This is a genomic window from Sphingomonas sanguinis, from assembly GCF_001476905.1.
Taxonomy (GTDB): Bacteria; Pseudomonadota; Alphaproteobacteria; order Sphingomonadales; family Sphingomonadaceae; genus Sphingomonas; species Sphingomonas sanguinis_B.
Map to the genome: position 1 here is coordinate 12,682 of NZ_LDTE01000104.1, position 20,894 is coordinate 33,575.

The window sequence follows — 20,894 nt, forward strand, 5'->3', positions numbered from 1 at the left end:
ACGGCCGTGCGGAGCGGCGCGCTCACTGCCCCATCTCCTTCGACCAGTTGATGGCATTGACGTAGATGCCGAGCGGGTTCTTGCGCAGTGCCTCGGCATCACGCGGCGGCTGGACGACGACGGTCAGGATCGCGGTCCAGCGGGAGGTCTCGGCAAGCGTCCCGTCCTGATAGCGGCGCTCGGTCCAGGCGACGCGGAAGCTGTCGGGCGACGCGCGGATGACCGACGACACGTCGACGGCAATCTGCTGCTTGCCGACCCTAGTGAACGGGTCGTTGGCGCGGGCGTAGTCGTTGAGCGCCTGCGCGCCCGCTGCCGTGGTGAAGTCGTAGGCGCGTAGCCAGTTCTGCCGCACGACGATCGCGTCGGCCGGAATGCTGCGGACCTCCTCGACGAAACGCGCCAGATGGAAGGCGATCTGCGGATCGGTCGGGCGATAGCCGGCCGTGGCCGGCTCCACCGCCTGCACCTGCCCGAGCTTGTCGACCTGCACCACCCACGGCACGATCGAGCCGCTCGCCGACTGCCAGACCAGCGCGGCCGACAGGCCGGTGGACAGCGCCAGCGAGCCGAACGCCATCAGCCGCCAGTTCCTCGCCTGCACGCGGGCGGAACCGATGCGGTCGTCCCAGACCTGGGCGGCGCGCTGGTAAGGCGTCTCGGGCTGCGGGGTCTTGCCGTAATGCGCGGCAGGTCGTTTGAAGATGCTCATCGGCGGTCGCCTTGGTCGAGAGAGATGGAGGAGCCGCCGCCATGCGCATCGCCAGAACGGACGGCGTGCGCGGCGGCCTGGACGCCGTGGGTGAGCTGCTGCGAGCGCTTCATGCGCTTGGCCCATGCGGGTTGGCCGCCTGTCGCTGGAGCTGCTGGAGCCGGGCCGTCACCATCGGGCGCGGCATCGCCGCTGACGGCACGGCCGCCGGCCTGGAAGCTGGAGCGGAGGCTGTCGGCTGCACGACCGGCAGCGCGCTTCAGCGGCGATACCGCCGCCTTTCCGCCCGCGCTGGCGACGTTGCCGAGACCGGAAGCGACGCCAGCCATGCCGGACTGTCCGGCCGCGCCGGCCTGATAGGCGGTGGACGCGCCACCGGCGAGCGCCGCTCCGCCGCGCGCCGCAGCGGCGGCACCGCCGGCGAGGGCAGCACCGCCGGACGCGACCGCGCCGATCGCGGCACCGCCGGCTGCGACCATGCCGCCCGCCGCAAGGCCGGTGCCGATCGCCGCGCCCGCGCCGAGCTGCGGCCCGCCCGAGACGAGACCGTTGGCGATGCCGGGGCCGAAGATGCCGAGCCCCAGCAGCGATAGGGCGGCGAGCACGATCGCCATCGCGTCGTCGATCGTCGGCGTCCGGCCGCCGAAGCCGGCGGTGAACTGCGAGAAGAGCGTCGAGCCGATCCCGACGATGACGGCGAGCACCAGCACCTTGATGCCGGACGAGATAACGTTGCCGAGCACGCGCTCGGCCATGAAGGCGGTCTTGCCGAACAGGCCGAAGGGGATGAGCACGAAGCCGGCGAGCGTCGTCAGCTTGAACTCGATCAGGGTCACGAAGAGCTGTACGGCGAGAATGAAGAAGGCGAGCAGGATCAGCGCCCAGGCGAACAGCAGGCAGGCGATCTGGATGAAGTTCTCGAAGAACGACCAATAGCCCATCAGCCCGGAGATCGAGTCGAGCAGCGGACGCCCCGCGTCGAGGCCGGTCTGCGCCACCTTGCCGGGGCGCATCAGGTCGGCGGCGGAGAAGCCGGTGCCCGATGCCTTCAGCCCCAGACCGGCGAAGCTGTCGAAGACGATCCTGGCGAGGTTGTTCCAGTTGCCGATGATGTACGCGAACACGCCGACGAACAGCGTCTTCTTGATAAGGCGGCCGACGATGTCATCGTCACCGCCCATCGACCAGAAGAGCGCCGCCAGCGTCACGTCGATGACGATCAGCGTGGTGGCGATGAAGGCAACTTCGCCCGATAGAAGGCCGAAGCCACTGTCGATGTAGCGGGTGAAGACGCCGAGGAAGCTGTCGATGACGCCTGTGCCGCCCATCGTCAGCGCGCCCCAGCAGCCAGCGACGTGCCGAGAAAGCGGGCGCGGTTGTCGGCCCATGTCTTCAGGCATCCGGGATCGCGCGTGGCCGCCTCGCCCATGAACCGGCAGCGGGCGAGCGCCTCGCGCATCGGATCGGCGGGCGCGGTCGATACCTCGACCGTGACAGGCACCACCGGCTTCTCCTCGCGCGTCATCTCGATCACGGCGGCGGTGATGGCGATGCCGGCGAACGCGGCGGCGCCGATGCGGGCGAGCGTCTTCCCCTCCACGACGCGCCTCAGTTGCCGCCGTTGAACATGCGGGCGTTGCCGGGCTGATAACCGGCGCCCGGCGCGAGGAAGCGGCGGCGTTGCTCGCGACCCTGCTCGGCCGCAGCGGCGCGCTCGGCGTCCGACAGCGCCTGCGCGCGGCCGTTCGCCGCCATCATCGCGGTGAGGTCGGCGAGCTGCTGCGCCTGGAGCGCGAGGAGCTGGTTGCCGGCCTGCGTCGCCTGGAGCGCGCCGGTGGCGCCCTGCGAGCGGGTGATGAGGGTCGCCATCTCCGTGCGGTTCGCATCGATGTTGCCGACGACGCCGGCCTGCACGCGCATCGCATCCTGCAGACCCCCGACCGTGTTCTGCCAGCGGCTCCGCGCGTCGGTGACGAGCTGCCGGTCGGTCGCCGTCATCGACGCGCTGCCGTACTGGCGCTGGAACGCCTGGTCGATCGACCGCACGTCGAAAGCGATGTTCTGCGCCTGTTGCAGCAGCGCCTGCGTGCGCCGGACGTTCTGCTGGAGCTGCTGGAGCGACGAATATGGCAGGCTGGCGAGGTTGCGCGCCTGATTGACCAGCATCGTCGCCTCGTTCTGGAGCGACGTGATCTGCTGGTTCACCTGCTGGAGCGTGCGCGCCGCCTGAAGGACGTTCTGCGCATAGTTCGACGGGTCGAACACCGTCCACTGCGCGGCAGCGGGCATCGCCAGCATCGGCGACAGCGCGAGCGGCACGGTGAGGATGGACGCGGCGACGAGCGCCGCGCGACTACGGCGCGGGATCATGATGATGTCTCCAGATTGGTGAGGTCGGGGATCAGGTCGGCGGCCCAGCCGACACCGCGGTGGCGCAGCCAGGCGGACAGGAAGCCGCCGCGACCGTGCTCGGCGACGATCGCGGCGATGGCCTGCTGGTCGGTGCGCGACGATGCGGCGCAGAGCGCTAGCGCCACCTCGGACAGGCCCAGCTCGAACAGCCGATTGCCGCGGCGCGACTGGCAGTAATAGTCGCGCTTCGGCGTCGCCCGCGCGAGGATCTCGATCTGCCTGTCGTTGAGGCCGAAGCGCCGATAGATCGCGGTGATCTGCGGCTCGATCGCGCGCTCGTTGGGCAGGAGCAGCCGGGTCTGGCAGCTCTCGATGATCGCGGGCGCGATGGCGCTGCCGTCGATGTCCGACAGGCTCTGCGTCGCGAAGACGACCGAGGCGTTCTTCTTCCTCAGCGTCTTCAGCCACTCGCGGAGCTGCCCGGCGAAGCCCTCGTCGTCGAGCGCGAGCCAGCCCTCGTCGACGATGATGAGCGTTGGCGAGCCATCGAGCCGGTCCTCGATCCGGTGGAACAGGTAGGCGAGCACGGCCGGCGCGGCGTCTGTGCCGATCAGCCCCTCGGTCTCGAACGCCCGGACGGTCGCGCTGCCGAGATGCTCGGCTTCCGCGTCGAGCAGCCGGCCCCATGCGCCGCCGACGCAGTACGGCCGCAGCGCCTGCTTGAGGTCGTTCGACTGGAGCAGCACCGCGAGGCCGGTGATGGTCCGCTCCTCGACCGGCGCGGAGGCGAGCGACGACAGCGCTGTCCAGAGATGCTCCTTCACCTCCGGCGTGATCGCCACGCCTTCGCGCGTGAGGATTGCAACCAGCCAGTCGGCCGCCCATGCGCGTTCCGCTGTCGCCTCGATGCGGGCGAGCGGCTGGAGCGAGACGCTGGCGTCGCTCCCCTCGGTCAGCCCGCCGCCGAGGTCGTGCCAGTCGCCGCCCATCGCCAGCGCCGCCGCGCGGATGCTGCCGCCGAAGTCGAAGGCGAACACCTGCGCGTGGGCGTAACGGCGGAACTGCAACGCCATCAGGGCGAGCAGTACCGACTTGCCCGCGCCGGTCGGGCCGACGACGAGCGTGTGGCCGACATCGCCGACGTGCAGCGACAGCCGGAACGGGGTCGAACCTTCGGTCCGGCCGCAGAGCAAGGGTGGCGCGTCGAAATGTTCGTCGCGCTCGGGTCCGGCCCAGACCGCCGACAGTGGAATCATGTGCGCGAGGTTCAGCGTCGAGACCGGCGGCTGGCGGACGTTGGCGTAGACGTGACCCGGCAGCGAGCCGAGCCACGCATCGACCGCGTTGATCGTCTCGGCCATCGCGGTGAAGTTGCGACCCTGCGCGACCTTCTCGACCAGCCGCAGCTTCTCGTCGGCGATGCGCGGATCGGCATCCCATACCGTCACCGTTGCGGTGACGTAGGCGATGCCCGCATGGTCCGCGCCCAGCTCCTGCAACGCCATGTCGGCGTCGGCCGCCTTGTTCGACGCATCCGTATCGATGAGCACGCTCGCCTCGTTGGTCATCACCTCCTTGAGGATGGCGGCGACCGACTTGCGCTTGGCGAACCACTGCCGCCTGATCTTCGTCAGCAGCTTGGTGGCATCGGTCTTGTCGAGGAGGATCGCGCGGGTCGACCAGCGATAGGGGAACGCCAGCCGGTTCAGCTCGTCGAGCAGCCCCGGCGTCGTCGCGGTCGGGAAGCCGGTGATGGTGAGGACGCGCAGGTGCCGGTCGCCCAGCATCGGCTCCAGCCCACCGGTGAGCGGCTGGTCGGCGAGCAGCGCGTCGAGATACATCGGCGTCTCGGGCATGCGGACACGGTGCCGATGCGTCGAGACGCAGGCGTGCAGGTAGGTCAGCGTCTCGGCGTCATCCAGCCAGCGGCAGGCCGGCATGAAGGTCTCGATCAGCCGCAGGACGCGGTCGGTGCGGTCGACGAAGCCGGCGACCACCTCGTGCGGGTCGATGCCGGCCTTCTCGCGACCCTCGTAGAGCCAGCCCTCCGCCCGCGCAGCGTCCGCGGCGGGCGGCAGGAAGGTGAAGGTCAGGAAGTAGCTCGACTCGAAGTGGGCGCCTGCTTCCTCGAAGTCGGCCTTGCGCTCGGCATCGACCAGCGCCGATGCCGGATCGGGGAAGACGCTGGCCGGATAGGTCGCGGCGGGATGACGCTGCGCCTCGACGAAGATCGCCCAGCCCGAGCCGAGGCGACGGAAGGCGTTGTTGAGCCGTCCCGCAACCGCGACCAGCTCGGCCGGGACCGCGCTGTCGAGATCGGGACCGCGGAAGCGCGCGGTCCGCTGGAAGCTGCCGTCCTTGTTGAGGACGACGCCGTAGCCGACCAGTGCCACCCACGGCAGGAAGTCGGCGAGCCGCGCGCTGGTGCGGCGATATTCGGCAAGGTGCATCATGATCGTGCGCCCTCAGACCGACAGGTGGCCGGGAATGCGCAGATGGCGGCGCACCACGTCGACGAACATCGGGTCGCGCTTGGCCGCCCATACCGCTGCGACATGGCCGACCGCCCAGACGGCGAGGCCGACCAGCCACAGCCGCAACCCGAGGCCGAGCGCCGCTGCCAGCGTGCCGTTGAGGATGGCGAGACCACGCGGCGCGCCGCCGAGCAGGATATGCTCGGTCAGCGCGCGGTGGACGGGCACGGCGAAGCCCGGCACCTCGCCGGCAGAATCGCCGGCCATCAGACCAGCGCCCCGCCGCCGAACGAGAAGAACGACAGGAAGAAGCTCGACGCGGCGAACGCGATCGACAGGCCGAAGACGATCTGAATGAGACGGCGGAAGCCGCCCGACGTGTCGCCGAACGCCAGCGCCAGACCTGTCGAGATGATGACGATGACCGCGACGATCTTGGCGACCGGACCCTCGATCGACTTCAGGATCGACTGGAGCGGCGCTTCCCACGGCATCGACGAGCCGGAGGCGTGGGCGGCGGGCGCGGTCATCACGCTGATGACGGCGACAGCCACCGCGGTCTCCAGGCGATAGCGGGCAATACGAAAGCGAGAGGTCATGGTCGGTCTCCTGTGCTGGTGGGGGTGAGCGAGGCCGCCGGTCGATCGGTGGGCACGACGCGGTAGTCGCCTTGCACGTCGAGCCCTTCGACGCGGGCGAGTTCGGAAAGGCGGCGCATGGAGCCGCGCCCGGCGAGGACGGCGACGAGGTCGATCGTCTCGGCGATCAGCGCGCGCGGCACGGTGACGACGGCTTCCTGGATGAGCTGCTCCATCCGCCGCAGCGCGCCGATCGCGCTGCCGGCGTGTATGGTGCCGATGCCGCCGGGATGGCCGGTGCCCCAAGCCTTCAGAAGGTCGAGCGCCTCGGGGCCGCGCACCTCGCCGACCGGGATGCGGTCGGGGCGCAGTCGCAAGGAGGAGCGGACGAGGTCTGACAGCGAGGCGACGCCGTCCTTCGTCCGCATCGCGACGAGGTTCGGCGCGGCGCATTGCAGCTCGCGCGTGTCCTCGATGATGACGACGCGGTCGGCGGACTTCGCGACCTCGGCGAGCAGCGCGTTGGTGAGCGTGGTCTTGCCGGTCGAGGTGCCGCCGGCGACGAGGATGTTGGCGCGGAACGCGACGCCCTCGCGCAGCACCTCCGCCTGTGCCGCCGACATGATGCCGGCCGCGACATAGTCGTCGAGCGTGAAGACCGCGACGGCGGGCTTGCGGATGGCGAAGGCGGGCGCGGCGACGACCGGCGGCAGCAGCCCCTCGAACCGCTCGCCCGTCTCGGGCAACTCGGCCGAGACGCGGGGCGCACCGGCATGGACCTCGGAACCGACATGGTGGGCGACGAGACGGACGATGCGCTCGCCGTCAGCCGGCGACAAGCGCTCGCCGGTGTCGGCCAGCCCTTCCGAAAGCCGGTCGACCCAGATGTGCCCGTCCGGGTTCAGCATCACCTCGACAACGGCGGGGTCTTCCAGCAGCCGGGCAATGGCAGGTCCGAACGCAGTGCGCAGCATCCGCGCGCCGCGCGCCCTTGCCTCCGATCGTTCGTGCTGAACCACGTCTGCGCCCCGCAATCATTGGGATCGCAACAGGCGCTCCCGGAACGGGGATGAGTAAAGGAGCCCGAAATAGGGCCGACTCAACAAGAAACGAGAAGCGTAGTAGTATGGCGTGCAAATACAGGAGCACGGCGATCCTACATGCCGCCCTACCGTTCGAACGAACGTCTACCGACGTTCCGTTGTCGCGTCGTTGAAACGTAGCAGAGGCATCATCGTCCCAGCCGAAGGAGAGTCCTATGCGCCTGGCAGTCTACAACGTCGAGAACCTGTTCGATCGTGCGAAGGCGATGAACCTCGATAGCTGGGCGGAGGGGCGCCCGGTGCTGGAACGCTTCGCCAGGCTCAACCAGTTGCTCGGGCAGGTCGAATACAGCGATGCCGATCGGACGCAGATCGCGAAGCTCGTCGGCGAACTCGGCATGGAGAAATCCGACTCCGGTCCCTTCGTGCTGCTGCGCCGGAACCGCGGCGGCCTGCTGAAGCGGCCGAAGACCGGCGGCATCGAAGTCGTCGCGACCGGCCGCGCCGATTGGGTCGGCTCGCTCGAACTGCGCGACGAGCCGGTCAACGAGCACGCCATGCGCAATACCGCGCGGGTGATCGTCGATCTGGAGGCCGATGTGCTGGGGGTGGTGGAAGCGGAGAGCCGTCCGGTCCTGTCCGCCTTCAACCGCGAGATCCTGCCGGCAATCGGAGGCACGCCGTTCCGGCATGTCATGGTCATCGACGGCAACGACGAGCGCGGGATCGACGTCGGGCTGATGGCGCGGAAGGGGTATCCGATCGGCACGATGCGCAGCCACGTCGACGACTGCACGCCGGACGGCGAGACGATCTTCTCGCGCGATTGCCCGGAGTTCGAGGTGACGACGCCGTCTGGAACGCGGTTGGTCGTGATGGTCAACCACCTCAAGAGCAAGGGCTATGGCGGCAAAACGGCGTCGGACGCGAGACGGAAAGTGCAGGCCGAACGTGTCGCCGAAATCTATCGACGGCTGACCGACGAGGGTGTCGAGCACGTCGCCGTAATCGGCGACCTCAACGACACGCCGGACAGCGATCCGTTGAAGCCGATCATCGATGGCACGTCGCTCAGGGACATATTCGAGCACGACGCCTTCGATGATGGCGGGCATCCCGGCACGTATGGCGCCTGCAAGGTCGGGAACAAGATCGACTATATCCTGCTGTCGCCCGCGCTGTTCGACAAGGTGAAGGCGGGCGGCGTTTGGCGAAAAGGCATGTGGCCCGGCGTGAGACCTGCCAAATGGGAGAGCTACGAAGAGGTCGCGCGGCCCGAAGACGCCGGCTCGGATCACGCGGCGCTGTGGGTCGATCTCGACATTTGACCGTCTACTTGGCCGGCGGTGCATCGTTACCGGAAGACCGCGGATCGCCGGACACGTCCTCGCTGATCTCCTGCCGCAGCTTTGGTCCCTTCGCCAGCCGTCGGCCGAGCGCGGTGACGAAGGCGTCGTAGCGTTCACCGGCCTTGGCGCGAGCAGCGTGCGCCGCCGGTTCGGGAAGTGCCGGGGTCGTGGCGAGCCAGAACTTGATGAACACCGCGAGCGTCTCGACCGCGATGCCGACGTCGCGCTCCAGCCGCGTCATGCGGCGATCGACCTGGTCAATCCGCCTGGTCACGGCCGCCTCACGGCGCTCGTCGGCGTCCGGGGAGAGGAACGACGCGATGGCGGCTTCGGCGATGAGCGACAGCGACTGGTCGCGGCGGGCCGCATAGTCCGCCAGCGTCCGCATGACGGCGGTATCGAGATAGACGGAAATTTGCGCCTTCTTCTTGCGGCCGGTCATCGTCACAGCTCCATGCCGTCGTTCGGGTCGAGCGAGACCTGACGCGCGACGCCCTGCATGATCCCGGTCATCCGGCGGTTCCGGGTTGCGGCGTCTTCCATCTCGTCGTCGCGATCGACGTCGATCTCGAACTCGTTGGCGATCGGCTCCGTCTTCTCGATCGGCTTCGCCCGGCTGAGTTCGGGCCGGTGGCGGCGCTCGGAGTCGGTCGGGTCGTCGTCCTGCTCCGCCGCCGCGGCCGGCTCCGCGAGCTGCGGCCGGTCCGGAAGTGGCAGCGTGCTCCAGTCGTCCGGCTTCGCGGCCTTCGGTCCGGTCAGCGTCGGTGGCGGCAGGATGCGTTCCCTGAAACGGGTGTCCTCGTAATAGCGCGCCTTCTTCGCCCGGATCGGCGGGGTGCCGGCGACCATGACGATCTCGTCGGTGGGCGGGAGCTGCATCACCTCGCCGGGGGTGAGCAGCGGGCGCGCCGTCTCCGAGCGAGACACCATGAGGTGACCGAGCCAGGGCGAGAGTCGATGCCCGGCATAGTTCTTCATCGCCTTCATCTCGGTCGCGGTGCCGAGCGCGTCCGACACGCGCTTCGCCGTTCGCTCGTCGTTGGTCGCGAAGCTGACGCGGACGTGGCAATTGTCGAGGATCGAGTTGTTCGGGCCATAGGCCTTCTCGATCTGGTTCAGCGACTGCGCGATTAGGAAGCTCTTCAACCCATAGCCAGCCATGAAGGCGAGTGCGGATTCGAAGAAATCGAGCCGGCCGAGCGCCGGAAACTCGTCGAGCATGAGCAGCAGCCTGTGGCGCCCGACCTTGGCCTGAAGGTCTTCGGTCAGCCGCCGTCCGATCTGGTTGAGGATCAGGCGGATCAGCGGCTTTGTGCGGGCGATGTCGGAGGGCGGGACGACGAGGTAGAGCGTTGTCGGATGACGGCTGCCGACGATGTCGCCGATCCGCCAGTCGCACCGCCGCGTGACCTCGGCCACGACGGGATCGCGATAGAGGCCGAGGAACGACATGGCGGTCGACAGCACGCCCGAGCGTTCGTTGTCGGACTTGTTGAGCAGCTCGCGTGCCGCCGAGGCGACGACAGGGTGGACGCTGGCCTCACCGAGATGCGCGGTATTCATCATCGCCGCGAGCGTCGACTCGATCGGACGCTTTGGATCGGAGAGGAAAGCGGCGACGCCGGCGAGCGTCTTGTCCTCCTCGGCGTAGAGGACGTGGAGGATTGCGCCGACCAGCAGCGCGTGGCTGGTCTTCTCCCAATGGTTACGCTTCTCCAGCGAGCCTTCCGGATCGACGAGGATGTCAGCGATGTTCTGGACGTCGCGCACCTCCCATTCGCCACGCCGTACCTCCAGCAGTGGATTGTAGGCGGCGGACCTGGCATTGGTCGGATCGAAGATCAGGACGCGGCCATGCTGCGCGCGGAAGCCGGCGGTGAGTGTTCAGTTCTCGCCCTTGATGTCGTGGACGATCGCCGAACCCGGCCAGGTCAGCAGCGTTGGCACCACCAGCCCGACGCCCTTGCCCGAACGGGTGGGCGCGAAGCACAGCACATGTTCCGGCCCGTCGTGGCGGAGATAGCCGCGGTCGTAGCGACCGAGCAGGACGCCATCGGCATCGAGCAGCCCGGCAGCCTTCACCTCGCCCAGCTCGGCCCAGCGCGCCGACCCGTAGGTTTCCACCTTCTTCGCCTCGCGCGCGCGCCACACCGACATCCCGATCGCTACCGCGATCGACAGGAACCCGCCCGATGCGGCGATGAAGGCGCCGCGTTCGAAGATGCCCGGCGCATAGGCGTCGTAGAAGTACCACCACCAGAAGAAGGAGGGCGGATGATAGACCGGCCATCCCGCGACCCGAAACCACGGCGCCCCAAGCTGCGCCTGATACCCGAGCGACCAGGCCACATACTGCGTCGCGCCCCAGACTGCGGCGAGCACGATCAGGATTACGGTGAGGATCTGACCCCAAAGGATCTTGGTGGCGGACATGAAGCGCTCCTTTCGGAGCCACGTCGTCGTCGGCTTCGACGCGCTTCAATGGAAATCTCCGGCCGTCGCGCCGCAGCGTGCAAATACAGGCTGTAGCGTAGGTAAGTGGTTCGGCTATCCTCCGGCAAAGACGACAGCGACCGACGCCCGAAGGAAATCGCCTCCCCGATGCCGCATCAATACACCGTTAACCGGCGCCACGACCGCCGATGAGTTTCGCAGGTCGTCCCTATGCCCAGCTCGGTATCGCCGAACTGGAAGGTCTCGTGCAGGATTCCCCCGACCGGGGAGCCACCAATGAAGCGATCCTCGCCGAGTTGAGATATCGCAAGGTCGCCCGCGCCCAGGCATTGCAGAAGCGTCTGGAAGGGATGCTCGCGGCACCGGTGATGGCGCAGGCAGCACCGGCGCCGAAACCAACCGCCCCGCCCACGCCGCCGCCCGCGCAACCCACGCCGAGGTCGCGGCCTGCCCCACCACTTCCTGAGCGCGAAACGATCGCCAATGATCCGCAGGACATCCTGCGCGCATGGACGGTGCTGGAGGTGCTGTCTCCCGCGACGTTCAGAAAGCCGGCCGACCTTGCCGGCGGTGACATGCGGCGCATCGCGCGTTTCGATCGCGGGCTCCCTTGGGCGGGAGGCACCGCGAAAGGCCCGCCGGGCGCGCGCCTGTACTTCCAGATCGTGCTCGGCTCGATCGTCATGCAGCCCGCGATCGATGGCCTGCTCCAGCGATTCGCCGACAGCCGTCCCGAACGGCCGCAGGCGCGCGGGGAGACGCCGCTGGCAATCGTCATCGTCGATCGCGAAGGTCGTCCGATCCCCGATGCCTGCGCGGTCGTCTCCAGCTTCGGCTGGGGGCTGCCGCACGCGCTGGCCGGTGATCCGGCGTCGCTCAGCCGCTGGTCCGAGGAAGAGGATCGCATCCAGACCGCACTCCACGAGCGGCTGTATCGCGAAGGGCAGGACGGCAAGGCGGTCCCCCTCGACGAAGCCGCCATCGCGTCCGCCTATCGGTGGCTGGTCGCGACCCTGGGTCTCGATGGTAGCCTGTCGAAGCCGCCGTCCTTCGCGGTGCGTAGCACGGTGCCGTTCAAGTCCAGCGAGCCGCCCGAGGCGCTGCTGCTGAACAGCTTCTTCCTCAAGGACATCGGCAAGGCCGCCGCGCTGTTCGCGAAGAACGAGGTGCCCGAAACGCTGAAGCGGTTCCTCGGCGTGACGTCGCCAGAGACGCGGCGCGACCTGCTTCACGACGAGGAAGCGATCGAAGCGGTGGTCGCGCCGGAACGCTTCCCTGCGGGCCGGTGGCCGGGGCCGGGACGTCATCCGCTGGTGCTGATGCAGCAGGCTGCGGTCAACCTCGCCACGGCGCAGCGGCCCGGCGAGATTCTCGCAGTCAACGGGCCGCCCGGCACCGGCAAGACGACGCTGCTGCGCGACGTCGTCGCCGCGCTCGTAACGGAGCGCGCCGGCGTGATGGCGAGTTTCGACGATCCGGAGAAGGCATTCACCGCGTCCGGTGCCAAGCTGAACCTCGGTGGAGCCTGGCTCCATCTCTATCGCCTCGACCCCCGTCTGAAGGGGTTCGAGATGCTCGTCGCCTCGTCGAACAATAAGGCGGTCGAGAACGTCAGCGGCGAACTGCCCGCGATCGGTGCTGTCGCCGACGATGCACCGAGGCTACGCTACTTCAAGCCGATGGCCGACGGCCTGCTCGGGCAGGAAAGCTGGGGTGCCATCGCTGCGGTGCTCGGCAATGCCGGCAACCGGAGTGCCTTCAAGGACCGCTTCTGGTGGACCGAGGACACGGGCCTGTTCAGCTACTTCAAGGCGATCGACGGGCGAAAGCCCGAGATCAGGTTGCCGGACGGAACGACGCGACCGCCGCGCATTGTCAGCGACCTCGACCCGCCGCTCGATCGTCGCGCAGCGCTACGGCGCTGGCAGGCGGCGCGGACGCGGTTCCGCGATCTGGAGAAGCAGGTCGCAGCCACGCGCGAGCGCGTCGAGTTGTTCCGCCTGCGCTCCCGCCATTTTCCCATCCTCGAACGGGCGTTCGAAGCGGTGCGCGTGCATGGTGCGGAGCGGCCCGGCCTCTTCCAGCGCCTGCTCGGCCTCGGTCGCTACCGTGCCTGGCGCGCGACACATGTTCCCCTGTCGTCAGCGCTGGCGAGCGCCGGCGAGCAGGCGGCCGATGCGAAGCTGCTGCCGGCTGGTCTGAGGCAACGGCTCGCACGATCCCCGTGGCTCGGCTTCGGCGCCGACGCGCGTGCGACGGAAGTCGACGCGTTGCTCGCCCCTCTGCTGGCGGAATGGCGTCGCGAGCGGGATGCTCGGCACGCGACCGCAATCGACGACGATTTCTTTGCCTCTGAACCCGAGCAGATCCAGCCGTCCGCGCCGTGGTTCACGGCTGAGGAGCATCGCGAGCGAGACGCGCTGTTCGAGGCGGCCCTCGACCTGCACGGCGCCTTCATTGACGCTGCGGCCAAGCCGTTGCGCCAGAACCTCGGTGCGGCCCTTCAGGTCCTGGACGGCAAGGGACTGGGCGACCCGGCGAGGGACGCACTCATCCCCGACCTTTGGTCCAGCCTGTTCCTCGTCGTGCCGGCGATGTCCACGACCTTCGCCTCAGTGGGCACGATGCTCGGCCGCCTGCCACCCGCCTCGCTCGGTTGGCTGCTCGTCGACGAGGCCGGGCAGGCGTCGCCGCAGCAGGCGGTCGGTGCCATCATGCGCGCCGGTCGCGCCATCGTCGTCGGCGATCCGATCCAGGTGCCGCCGGTGGTCATGCTGCCGGAGCGCCTGACCAGCGCCATCTGCCGGACCTTCGGCATCGACGCCGGTCGCTTCTCGGCACCCGCCGCATCGGTGCAGACGCTCGCCGACGACGCGACCGCGTGGTTCGCCGAGTTCCCCGCGCGCCTTGGCAGCCGCACGGTCGGCGTGCCGCTTCTCGTCCATCGCCGATGCTCGGAGCCAATGTTCGGCATCGCCAACCGGGTCGCCTACGAGAAGCTGATGGTCCAGGCGAAGACTCCACGGCCCTCGCCCATTCGCGACCTGCTCGGACCGTCCTCATGGATCGACGTCGTCGGATCGGGCATCGACAAATGGTGCGTCGAGGAGGGCCGCGAAGCGGTGGCGATGATCGAGCGGATCGTGGCCGCCGATCTGAAACCGGACCTCTATGCGGTGACGCCGTTCGTGCAGGTCGCAGACGGGCTGCGTCGAATGATCCGGGAGAGCGCGATCCTCGGCGCCGCCATTCCCGATCTCGACCGCTGGAGCTACGAGCGGGTCGGCACGATCCACACCGTCCAGGGTCGGGAAGCCGAAACCGTGATCTTCGTGCTCGGCGCACCCAATGCCGACCAGACTGGCGCACGCGCTTGGGCCGGCAAGGAGCCCAACCTCCTCAACGTCGCGGTCACGCGGGCGAAGGAGGCGGTGTACGTCATCGGCAATCGCGGCCTTTGGCGCTCGGCCGGCGTCTTCGCCCAGCTCGACGCCGGGCTGGATCGGCAACGCGAAGACGAATGACGTCAGCCGCTTGCCTGTTCGATACCGCTGTTCCGGACCTTGATCTGCCGCACCTCGGCGAGCTGTCCCTTCAAAATCGACAGCGCGTCCTGCTCCTGCTTCATCAATCCGTCCAGCGGCACATGGCGGAACAGCACCTCCAGCGCGTCGCCGATGCGGCCGAGCTGACGCCCATAGCTGCCGACATCGTCGAGGATCTGCTGCTCGACCTCCGGTGCCGGGGTCTGCCCCAGGTTGATGTTGACGAAGCCGACCTGAGCGCCCTGCTGGTAGAAGGTCCACGGATTGATCGCCTGCCACAGCTTTTCCGGCGCGATCGAATAGCTGAACGTCTTCATGTGCGGATTTCCCCCCATCCGTGATCCCGACGAAGATACGGGCAGGACGAGTCGAGTCCATCACAGTCCGAGCCCGCGCTTGCGGCCGAAGCTCCAGTCGACCCCGCCATCGGCGCGGACGATACCGGAGACGTGGCGACCGAGCTGCTTCTCCAGCGAGGGCGTCCACGGCACGAGTTGGAAGCCCATACCACTGTCCAGCATGGCAAAGCGGCCAGAGGCGAGCGTGACGCGCTGGCGGTAGGTGCCGGCGACATACTCGCCGGTGTTTGCGCGGTTGAACGGCTGGCCTATCTCAGCGGCGAGCCGCTTGCCCGCCTCGGTCACCTCGCGGTGGCGCAGCGTGTCGATGAGGTTGCGATTGAAGGTGACCCGCTGGCCCCGCCGTTCGGCGAGCCCCTGTTCGATCAGATGGTCAGCGCGGCGCTCAAGCGCGCTGCGGACGTCGGCCCCGAAGCCTCCCTCCGACAACGCCGCCGGTTCACGGGCGATTGCCTGCCGGTCGAGCCAAGTGGCTCCCGTAGCGGTGACCTGAGCGGAAAGATCGAGATCAGACCGGACGGCGAGCGCGACGCGGCGTTGGCCCTTCGCATCGTCGAAGCCGCGCAGTTCGACGATCGAGCCGGGCGCGCTGTCGCCGGCAGCATCGAGGTCGGGCAATCGGATATGATGGGTGCGACCATCTACGCCGTCGACCACCGCATAGGCGGTGCCGGTCAGTTCGTCGTCCAGCCCGCGCTCGACTAAACGGCCGATTATCGGCTGGTCGAGACTTTCCGCCGCCAGCACATAGCCTGCCTCGGCGCGCTCGATGCCACGCTCGATCAGCGCCCGGTGCATCCGCTTGATAATGTCGCCACGTTCGCCCAACTCGCGCAACGTCGCGTCGGCCTTCTCGCCGATGATCCATTGGCCGGGACCGATCTGATCGGCGAGGCCGAGCGTCTCCAGCTTCCGCAGGCGTCCGACTTTCAGAGCATGGTAATCGTCGGGCCGCTCCCGGGCGGGAGGCGCCATGTCGATGACGCCGTTTCGGCTGCCGTCGCGCACGAGCTGGCGGTCGAGCTGGGTCCATCGCTCGGCTTCGATTTGGCGTTCGAGGTTGCGGCGAATGTCGATATCGGTGCGCGGACCGAGTTCGAGCGTGACGAGATCCTGCGCGCGGGCGCGCATTCCCTCCTTGATGTAATCGCGAGCGATGACGAGGTCCTGGCCGTCGTCGGTCCGGCCGCGCAGGATGACGTGGACGTGGGGGTTGTCAGTGTTCCAGTGATCGACGCCGACCCAGTCGAGCGTCGAGCCGAGGTCCTTCTCCATCCGCGCCATCAGGTCCCGCGTGAAGGTCTTGAGGTCGGCCATGTCCGCCGCATCCTCGGGCGAGACGATGAAACGGAAGTGATGCCGGTCGTCGGCGCAGCGCTCAGCGAAAGCCTGCGGATCGGCGTTCTCGGTTTCGGGACTGAACAGGTGCGCCTTCTTCCCGTCACGGGTCACACCTTCGCGGCGGAGATAGGTGAGGTGCGCCGACAGCAGTGCGGCACGGGCGCCGTGACGGAAGACGCGGGTCTTGATGACGACGTTGCGCGAGCGGCCGGTCAGCAGCCGGTTTGCCTGAACGCTGGCCGTGCGCCCGCGCCCGAAATGCGAGCGCTTGCCCGAGCCGATCCGGCCGGAGCGCGAGACGTGGCCGCCAGCCTTTCGAGTTGCCGCCAGCGCCTGCGCGATGAAGGGCCGGGTGCGCTGCGCGCCCGACGAGCGGACGCGGCCGGGACGGACGCAGAACTCGCGGTCATCGGCCATCGCAGCATCCTGCAATGTGCTGAAGATCGTGCGGAAACAGCGCGTTGACCTGTCGGCGCACCTTGCCGCCGGACGGCGCAAGGTGCCGGAGATGCCGAAAATTCCAGCAAAAACAACCGACAGACCGAAGCGCAATGTGCGCCGTTTTATCTCGCCATCCTTCGGTCGTGTTGCCCGAGCTCCACCTGCGCGCTCTCCAACCTGCGCCAGCGCCCACGAACGTGCGATCGGGAACCCACGCGCTCATCGCGTGGTCCCTGTGCCGACGCGGGCGACGAACAGACCGGCCGACTGCGGCATCATGGCGGAGGCATCGCGCACCGATGGCGGCGGCCCAGCCTCGTTCGAGGGACGCTCGGCCGACACAGGATCGGCAGCGGAATGGCGATCCGGCTGCGCGATGAACAGCGGCGCGCGTGTCCATGCCAGCGTATCGGCCACCGTGACCACGACCGGCGTGACGGTAGCGCCGCCATCGACGATCGGCACGATGGCGGCGACGTAGGCGCGCGTCTCGGCCGGCAGCGAGCGGCCGGCGAGCGACGCCTCGTAGCGACCGGGACCGGCATTGTAGGCCGCAAGCATGGCGACGACGCTGCCGTAGCGGTCGTGCAGTTCGCGGAGGTAGGCGGTGCCGGCGAGGATGTTGTCGCGAGGATCGTAGGGGTCGGCACCGAGGCGATGGCGGACGCGCAGGTCCGCCCATGTCGCCGGCATCACCTGCATCAGACCGATCGCACCGGCGTGCGACACCGCGCGCGGATCGCCTGCGCTCTCGGCGCGCATGACCGCCCTGATCCATGCCGCCGGGATGCCAAAGCGCTGCGACGCCTCCGCGATGTGCCCGGCATAGGGATCGACCAGTATCGCGCGGACCGCCCGGGAGGTTTGTGCACCAGCCGGGAGGATCGGCGCTGCCGTGGCGATGCCGGTGAGCAGTGCTGCCGCGGTGCGGAGGACGATGGTGTGCATCGGATCAGTCCCGCTCGCCGCGGCGCGGCAGCCGGTTCCAGTGCAGCGACCATGCCGTATCGTCATCGGCGTCGCGGAACAGCCGCGCGCGGATCGGCGCGAGGAAGACGGGATCGTCGAGCACGATGGCGACGAACTCGCCCGCACGCTCACCATGCCGGGTCCAGCCTGCGCCGACCTCCGGCCCGTCGCCGTCGCCAAGGTGAATACGGAAGTCCGGGGCATTCTCCGCCGCTGCCGGGTCGGCGGACAAGATGACGAACTCCGTGTCGAAGGACAGCGTACGGATGCGGCCCGCGAAGCCGGTGGCGGTGCGCGTGAAGGTGCCGATCTGCGGCATGGCAGGTCTCCTTAATAGTGCGGTTTCGGGAAGAGGATCGACAGTCAGCGCATCGCCGCGCGCCAAACGAAGCGCCCATCGCCGGCCTCGTCGGTGTAGATCGGCGTCGCCGTGCCGATGACCGTGGCGGCGGGCAGCGGACCGAAGTAGCGGCCATCGAGGCTGTCCGGCACGGAAGGGTTCATCAGGAAGACTTCACCCGAGGCGATGCGGCGGCAGCCCCGCCAGACCGGCAGCGGACGGCCGTGCCGGTCGCGGTCGAGCGCGTTCCCGAGCGGCGCTGCATCGACGGTGACGGTGTTGCCGACGCGACAGACGCGCTGGCCGGGCAGACCCACCACCCGCTTCATCAGCGGCGTGTCGAGCGGCAGATAGTGTCGCGTGGCGAGGAACCAGGCGAGCGGCTTCGGCGGTGTCACCGCGACCAGATCGCCGGTCGCCAGCCGCTTGGTTGGACGCAGCGCATAGAGGCCGACCGGCACGCTGGCGGAGGCGTTCCAAAGCAGGCGCGGCGTCACCTCGACCACGCCCATCACGGCGAGCGACAGGCTGGCGACGATCGCCGTCGCGACATAGCCGCGACGGCTCATCGCTCGATCTCCCGCCGCTTGAGCCACGCCCGGTGGCGCTCGGCGGTGTAGGCGCGCGGCTGTTCACCGGTCCCGATCCTGTTATGGACGTGCCGCCAGTGATCTGGCGCGGCGTCGCACGGATCAATGCCGGCGGCTTCCACCATGTCGATGTGGCGGAGCACCCGCTCGACCTTCGGCCAGCCTTCGACGTGCAGCAGGATGTCGCCACCGGGCCGGACGAACGGCAGCGTCTGATACGGCTCGCCCGGATCGGCCGCGCGCAGGATGTCGATGCGCGAGGCGACTGTACCGTAGTCGTTGGCGGCCCAGCGGACGAACGCGAATAGGCTGCCCGGCCGGAACGACAGGACACGGCGGCGGCGGTCGATAATCCGCTCGCCGACGTGTCGACCGAACCTGATCCAGTTCTCGACCCGCTTCTCGATGTGGGTCAGCTCGACATGGGTCAGGCTGTCGGACGGTCGCGCTGACGGCACGGCGAACGTGCCCGCGCGCATCGCAGCGGCGGTCATGGTCGGTCTCCTCGATGGTGGAAGTCGCGCCCCATCGCCGCGGCGAGCGCGGCTTCGGTGCGCAGGATGGCGCGGCCGATGACTTCGGGAATCTGCGGCAGGACGGCGTCGCCGAACGCCTCGACGATCAGGCTGGCGGCAGCCGGCCGGCGTCCATCGCCGAGCGCAAGGCGCGCGTCAGCCAGCCCGGCGGATAGCCCATCATCCAGCCGTAGGTGACGGGCAAGGTCCGCGAGGCTCCAGTCAGCCCGTGCGCCTTCAGCAGCGTCGCGACCGACCGGGCATAGGTCCAACGGTCCGGCGCCCGGCCGGTCATCGCCCCGTCGAGCACCGCGTCCATTGTCGGCGACTTGCGCCGGTCGTAGGCCGGCGACCATGCGTCCATCCGCCGGTCGCGCTTGGTCGGCGTCGGCAGCATGTCCGCCGCGTGCCGGAGCAGGTTCGGCGTGTCGATCTGCGCCTTCGCGCCGTTCGATCGCCTGCCGCTCTCGATCTCCTGCTGGCTCAAGCGCCGCCCGCCGTTCGGCTTCACCGGTGTCGGCAGCATCCCCGCATGACGGCTGGCATGGCCTTGCAACTGGCTGAGCACGTCGCCCCGGCCGCCCCGGTCCGCATCCGACCGCCGCGGCGTCGTCAGCAGCGCGGGCGGCGAGCTGGTCGGGGTCGAAGCCGAGGAGCCACGATCGTTTGCGCTCGTGGTTGGCGCCGAGGTCTCCAGCACCCACCACGCACGGTTCGCAGGCGTAGCCGAGCGCCGCCAGCGCATCGAGCAGCCGGTCCGCGCCGCGAGTTCTGAGATGAGCGCTGTTCTCAAAAGCGAACCAGCGAGGGCGGCAGTCTCCGACCAGCCGGACGGCTTCGAGGTAGAGCCGCGACCGCTCGCCGTCGACCCCACGCCCGCGCGTGTTGGCGACCGAGATGTCTTGGCAGGGCGGGCTGCCGACGACGATGTCGGGGAGGTATCCGAGGTCGGAAACAAGTCGAGCTGCCGTGAGGCCGCACACGTCCTCGTACAGGCGGACATGGGGATTGTTCTCCGCGTAGAGGATGCGCCGCCATTCGACGATCTCACACGCCGCCACGGTGACGAAGCCGGCGCGGTGCAGGCCGAGCGTCCAGCCGCCCGCCGCCGCGCTGAACAGGTCGAGCGCGCGCATCACTCGCACAGCCCATATTCGCTGTCGCAGAGCAGGCCATGCGCGTCGGCCTCGCGCCGCTCCAGGTCGACGAACAGGTCGTAGTTGCGCCCGCCACGGCCGGTGCGCGACCATTCGATCGCGCGATCGATCGTCGCTCGGCCGTGATCGTCACGGTCGCCCGGGACGGTCGGCGCGGGCAGCAGCGAGGTCGGCGTGCCCGCGACGGCGGTGCGGCGCGAGACGAGGCTGACCAGCCGCTCCCATTCGCGCACCCGGTCCACTTCGGCGGGAAAGCGCATCGACCAGGCGCGCAGCTCGCGCTTCCTAACCATGATGCAGGTCGAGCAGCCGACCCGGCTCATTCCCATCGTGTAGAGCGGGTTGTGCCGCAGGCCGTGGCGCGCGGAAATCGCAAAGGCGTCGGACGCCGACCAGCGGAAGATCGGTCGGTAGAGCACCTGCCGCGCGCCGGAGACATGATGCGACGACTGGATCGGCGGCTTCTTCGCCCGTGCCGGACTCTCGTCGGCGCGCTCGCCGATCCAGTCGATGACCGGCACGCCTGCGCCCAGCAGCGGGCGCTTGCGGTGCATCATCGGGATCAGCTTGGTCTCGTCGGTGCAGAAGCGCGTCTTGGTGCCGGGGAAGCGGCCGTGCAGCATCGCCATGTCGAGGAACGGGATGCCGGTCGGATGCAGCAGCCCCAGCGCCTGC

Annotated in this window: 19 protein-coding genes and 1 pseudogene; 2 read left to right on the forward strand and 18 right to left on the reverse strand. The window is 68.7% G+C overall.

The genetic code is table 11. The features are described from left to right. Window positions 1-22: 22 nt before the first annotated feature. From trbF to trbB, 8 genes are read right to left on the reverse strand one after another with little or no spacing between them, the layout of a single operon-like run. The gene (trbF, locus tag SB4_RS14985) at window positions 23-706 is read right to left on the reverse strand and encodes a conjugal transfer protein TrbF (RefSeq protein WP_082670202.1); all 684 of its coding nucleotides are present in this window, start codon (window positions 704-706) and stop codon (window positions 23-25) included. Window positions 707-708: 2 nt separating this feature from the next. Beyond that, complete coding sequence (trbL, locus tag SB4_RS14990) at window positions 709-2,040, reverse strand: P-type conjugative transfer protein TrbL (protein ID WP_058753209.1); 1,332 nt, start codon at window positions 2,038-2,040, stop codon at window positions 709-711. 2 nt (window positions 2,041-2,042) lie between these two features. Beyond that, a complete protein-coding gene (trbK-alt, locus tag SB4_RS14995; protein ID WP_058753210.1) occupies window positions 2,043-2,312 on the reverse strand; it encodes a putative entry exclusion protein TrbK-alt in 270 nt (89 codons plus the stop codon). 8 nt (window positions 2,313-2,320) lie between these two features. Then, complete coding sequence (gene trbJ / locus SB4_RS15000) at window positions 2,321-3,082, reverse strand: P-type conjugative transfer protein TrbJ (RefSeq protein WP_058753211.1); 762 nt, start codon at window positions 3,080-3,082, stop codon at window positions 2,321-2,323. Next, window positions 3,079-5,517, reverse strand: a complete 2,439-nt coding sequence (gene trbE / locus SB4_RS15005) for a conjugal transfer protein TrbE (RefSeq protein WP_058753212.1) — start codon at window positions 5,515-5,517, stop codon at window positions 3,079-3,081. The genes trbJ and trbE overlap by 4 nt, the downstream gene beginning before the upstream one ends. A 12-nt stretch (window positions 5,518-5,529) precedes the next feature. Then, on the reverse strand, window positions 5,530-5,805 hold the full coding sequence (locus SB4_RS15010) for a VirB3 family type IV secretion system protein (protein WP_058753213.1): 276 nt from the start codon (window positions 5,803-5,805) through the stop codon (window positions 5,530-5,532). Beyond that, window positions 5,805-6,137: a TrbC/VirB2 family type IV secretion system protein gene (locus SB4_RS15015; protein ID WP_058753214.1), complete on the reverse strand. Its 333-nt coding sequence runs from the start codon at window positions 6,135-6,137 to the stop codon at window positions 5,805-5,807. The genes SB4_RS15010 and SB4_RS15015 overlap by 1 nt, the downstream gene beginning before the upstream one ends. Further along, window positions 6,134-7,090 carry a P-type conjugative transfer ATPase TrbB gene (gene trbB / locus SB4_RS15020; RefSeq protein ID WP_058753215.1) on the reverse strand — a complete coding sequence of 319 codons (957 nt, stop codon included), beginning with the start codon at window positions 7,088-7,090 and terminating at the stop codon, window positions 6,134-6,136. Before trbB ends, SB4_RS15015 begins: the two co-directional genes overlap by 4 nt. A gap of 368 nt (window positions 7,091-7,458) precedes the next feature. Between trbB and SB4_RS15025 the strand changes: the two genes are divergently transcribed. Next, window positions 7,459-8,487 carry an endonuclease/exonuclease/phosphatase family protein gene (locus tag SB4_RS15025; RefSeq protein WP_241488641.1) on the forward strand — a complete coding sequence of 343 codons (1,029 nt, stop codon included), beginning with the start codon at window positions 7,459-7,461 and terminating at the stop codon, window positions 8,485-8,487. Between the two features lie 4 nt (window positions 8,488-8,491). Here the strand turns inward: SB4_RS15025 and SB4_RS15030 are convergent, their stop codons facing one another. Together SB4_RS15030 and SB4_RS15035 are read right to left on the reverse strand one after the other, a co-directional pair. Then, window positions 8,492-8,950 (reverse strand): hypothetical protein, encoded by a 459-nt coding sequence (locus tag SB4_RS15030; protein WP_058753217.1) that lies wholly within the window; start codon window positions 8,948-8,950, stop codon window positions 8,492-8,494. 2 nt (window positions 8,951-8,952) lie between these two features. Beyond that, window positions 8,953-10,941 (reverse strand): annotated as a pseudogene (locus SB4_RS15035) (conjugal transfer protein TraG). Between the two features lie 209 nt (window positions 10,942-11,150). On the opposite strand from SB4_RS15035, the gene SB4_RS15040 reads away from it, so the two are divergent. Then, a complete protein-coding gene (locus SB4_RS15040; protein ID WP_058753218.1) occupies window positions 11,151-14,486 on the forward strand; it encodes a DEAD/DEAH box helicase in 3,336 nt (1,111 codons plus the stop codon). Between the two features lie 2 nt (window positions 14,487-14,488). Here the strand turns inward: SB4_RS15040 and SB4_RS15045 are convergent, their stop codons facing one another. The 8 genes from SB4_RS15045 to SB4_RS15080 all read right to left on the reverse strand — a co-directional run. Further along, the gene (locus tag SB4_RS15045; protein ID WP_058753219.1) at window positions 14,489-14,824 is read right to left on the reverse strand and encodes a hypothetical protein; all 336 of its coding nucleotides are present in this window, start codon (window positions 14,822-14,824) and stop codon (window positions 14,489-14,491) included. Between the two features lie 60 nt (window positions 14,825-14,884). Then, window positions 14,885-16,624 carry a relaxase/mobilization nuclease domain-containing protein gene (locus tag SB4_RS15050; RefSeq protein ID WP_058753220.1) on the reverse strand — a complete coding sequence of 580 codons (1,740 nt, stop codon included), beginning with the start codon at window positions 16,622-16,624 and terminating at the stop codon, window positions 14,885-14,887. A 243-nt stretch (window positions 16,625-16,867) separates the two neighbouring features. Next, window positions 16,868-17,596: a lytic transglycosylase domain-containing protein gene (locus SB4_RS15055; protein ID WP_058753221.1), complete on the reverse strand. Its 729-nt coding sequence runs from the start codon at window positions 17,594-17,596 to the stop codon at window positions 16,868-16,870. Window positions 17,597-17,600: 4 nt separating this feature from the next. After that, window positions 17,601-17,936 carry a DUF736 domain-containing protein gene (locus SB4_RS15060; RefSeq protein ID WP_058753222.1) on the reverse strand — a complete coding sequence of 112 codons (336 nt, stop codon included), beginning with the start codon at window positions 17,934-17,936 and terminating at the stop codon, window positions 17,601-17,603. A gap of 44 nt (window positions 17,937-17,980) precedes the next feature. Next, on the reverse strand, window positions 17,981-18,526 hold the full coding sequence (locus SB4_RS15065) for a S26 family signal peptidase (protein ID WP_058753223.1): 546 nt from the start codon (window positions 18,524-18,526) through the stop codon (window positions 17,981-17,983). Then, complete coding sequence (locus SB4_RS15070; RefSeq protein ID WP_058753224.1) at window positions 18,523-19,041, reverse strand: DUF2840 domain-containing protein; 519 nt, start codon at window positions 19,039-19,041, stop codon at window positions 18,523-18,525. Before SB4_RS15070 ends, SB4_RS15065 begins: the two co-directional genes overlap by 4 nt. Next, the gene (locus SB4_RS19140) at window positions 19,038-20,198 is read right to left on the reverse strand and encodes a DNA cytosine methyltransferase (RefSeq protein ID WP_082670201.1); all 1,161 of its coding nucleotides are present in this window, start codon (window positions 20,196-20,198) and stop codon (window positions 19,038-19,040) included. The genes SB4_RS15070 and SB4_RS19140 overlap by 4 nt, the downstream gene beginning before the upstream one ends. Further along, window positions 20,198-20,894: phosphoadenosine phosphosulfate reductase domain-containing protein (locus SB4_RS15080; protein ID WP_058753226.1), on the reverse strand; the 697-nt coding region annotated here is incomplete at its 5' end. The genes SB4_RS15080 and SB4_RS19140, both read right to left, overlap by 1 nt.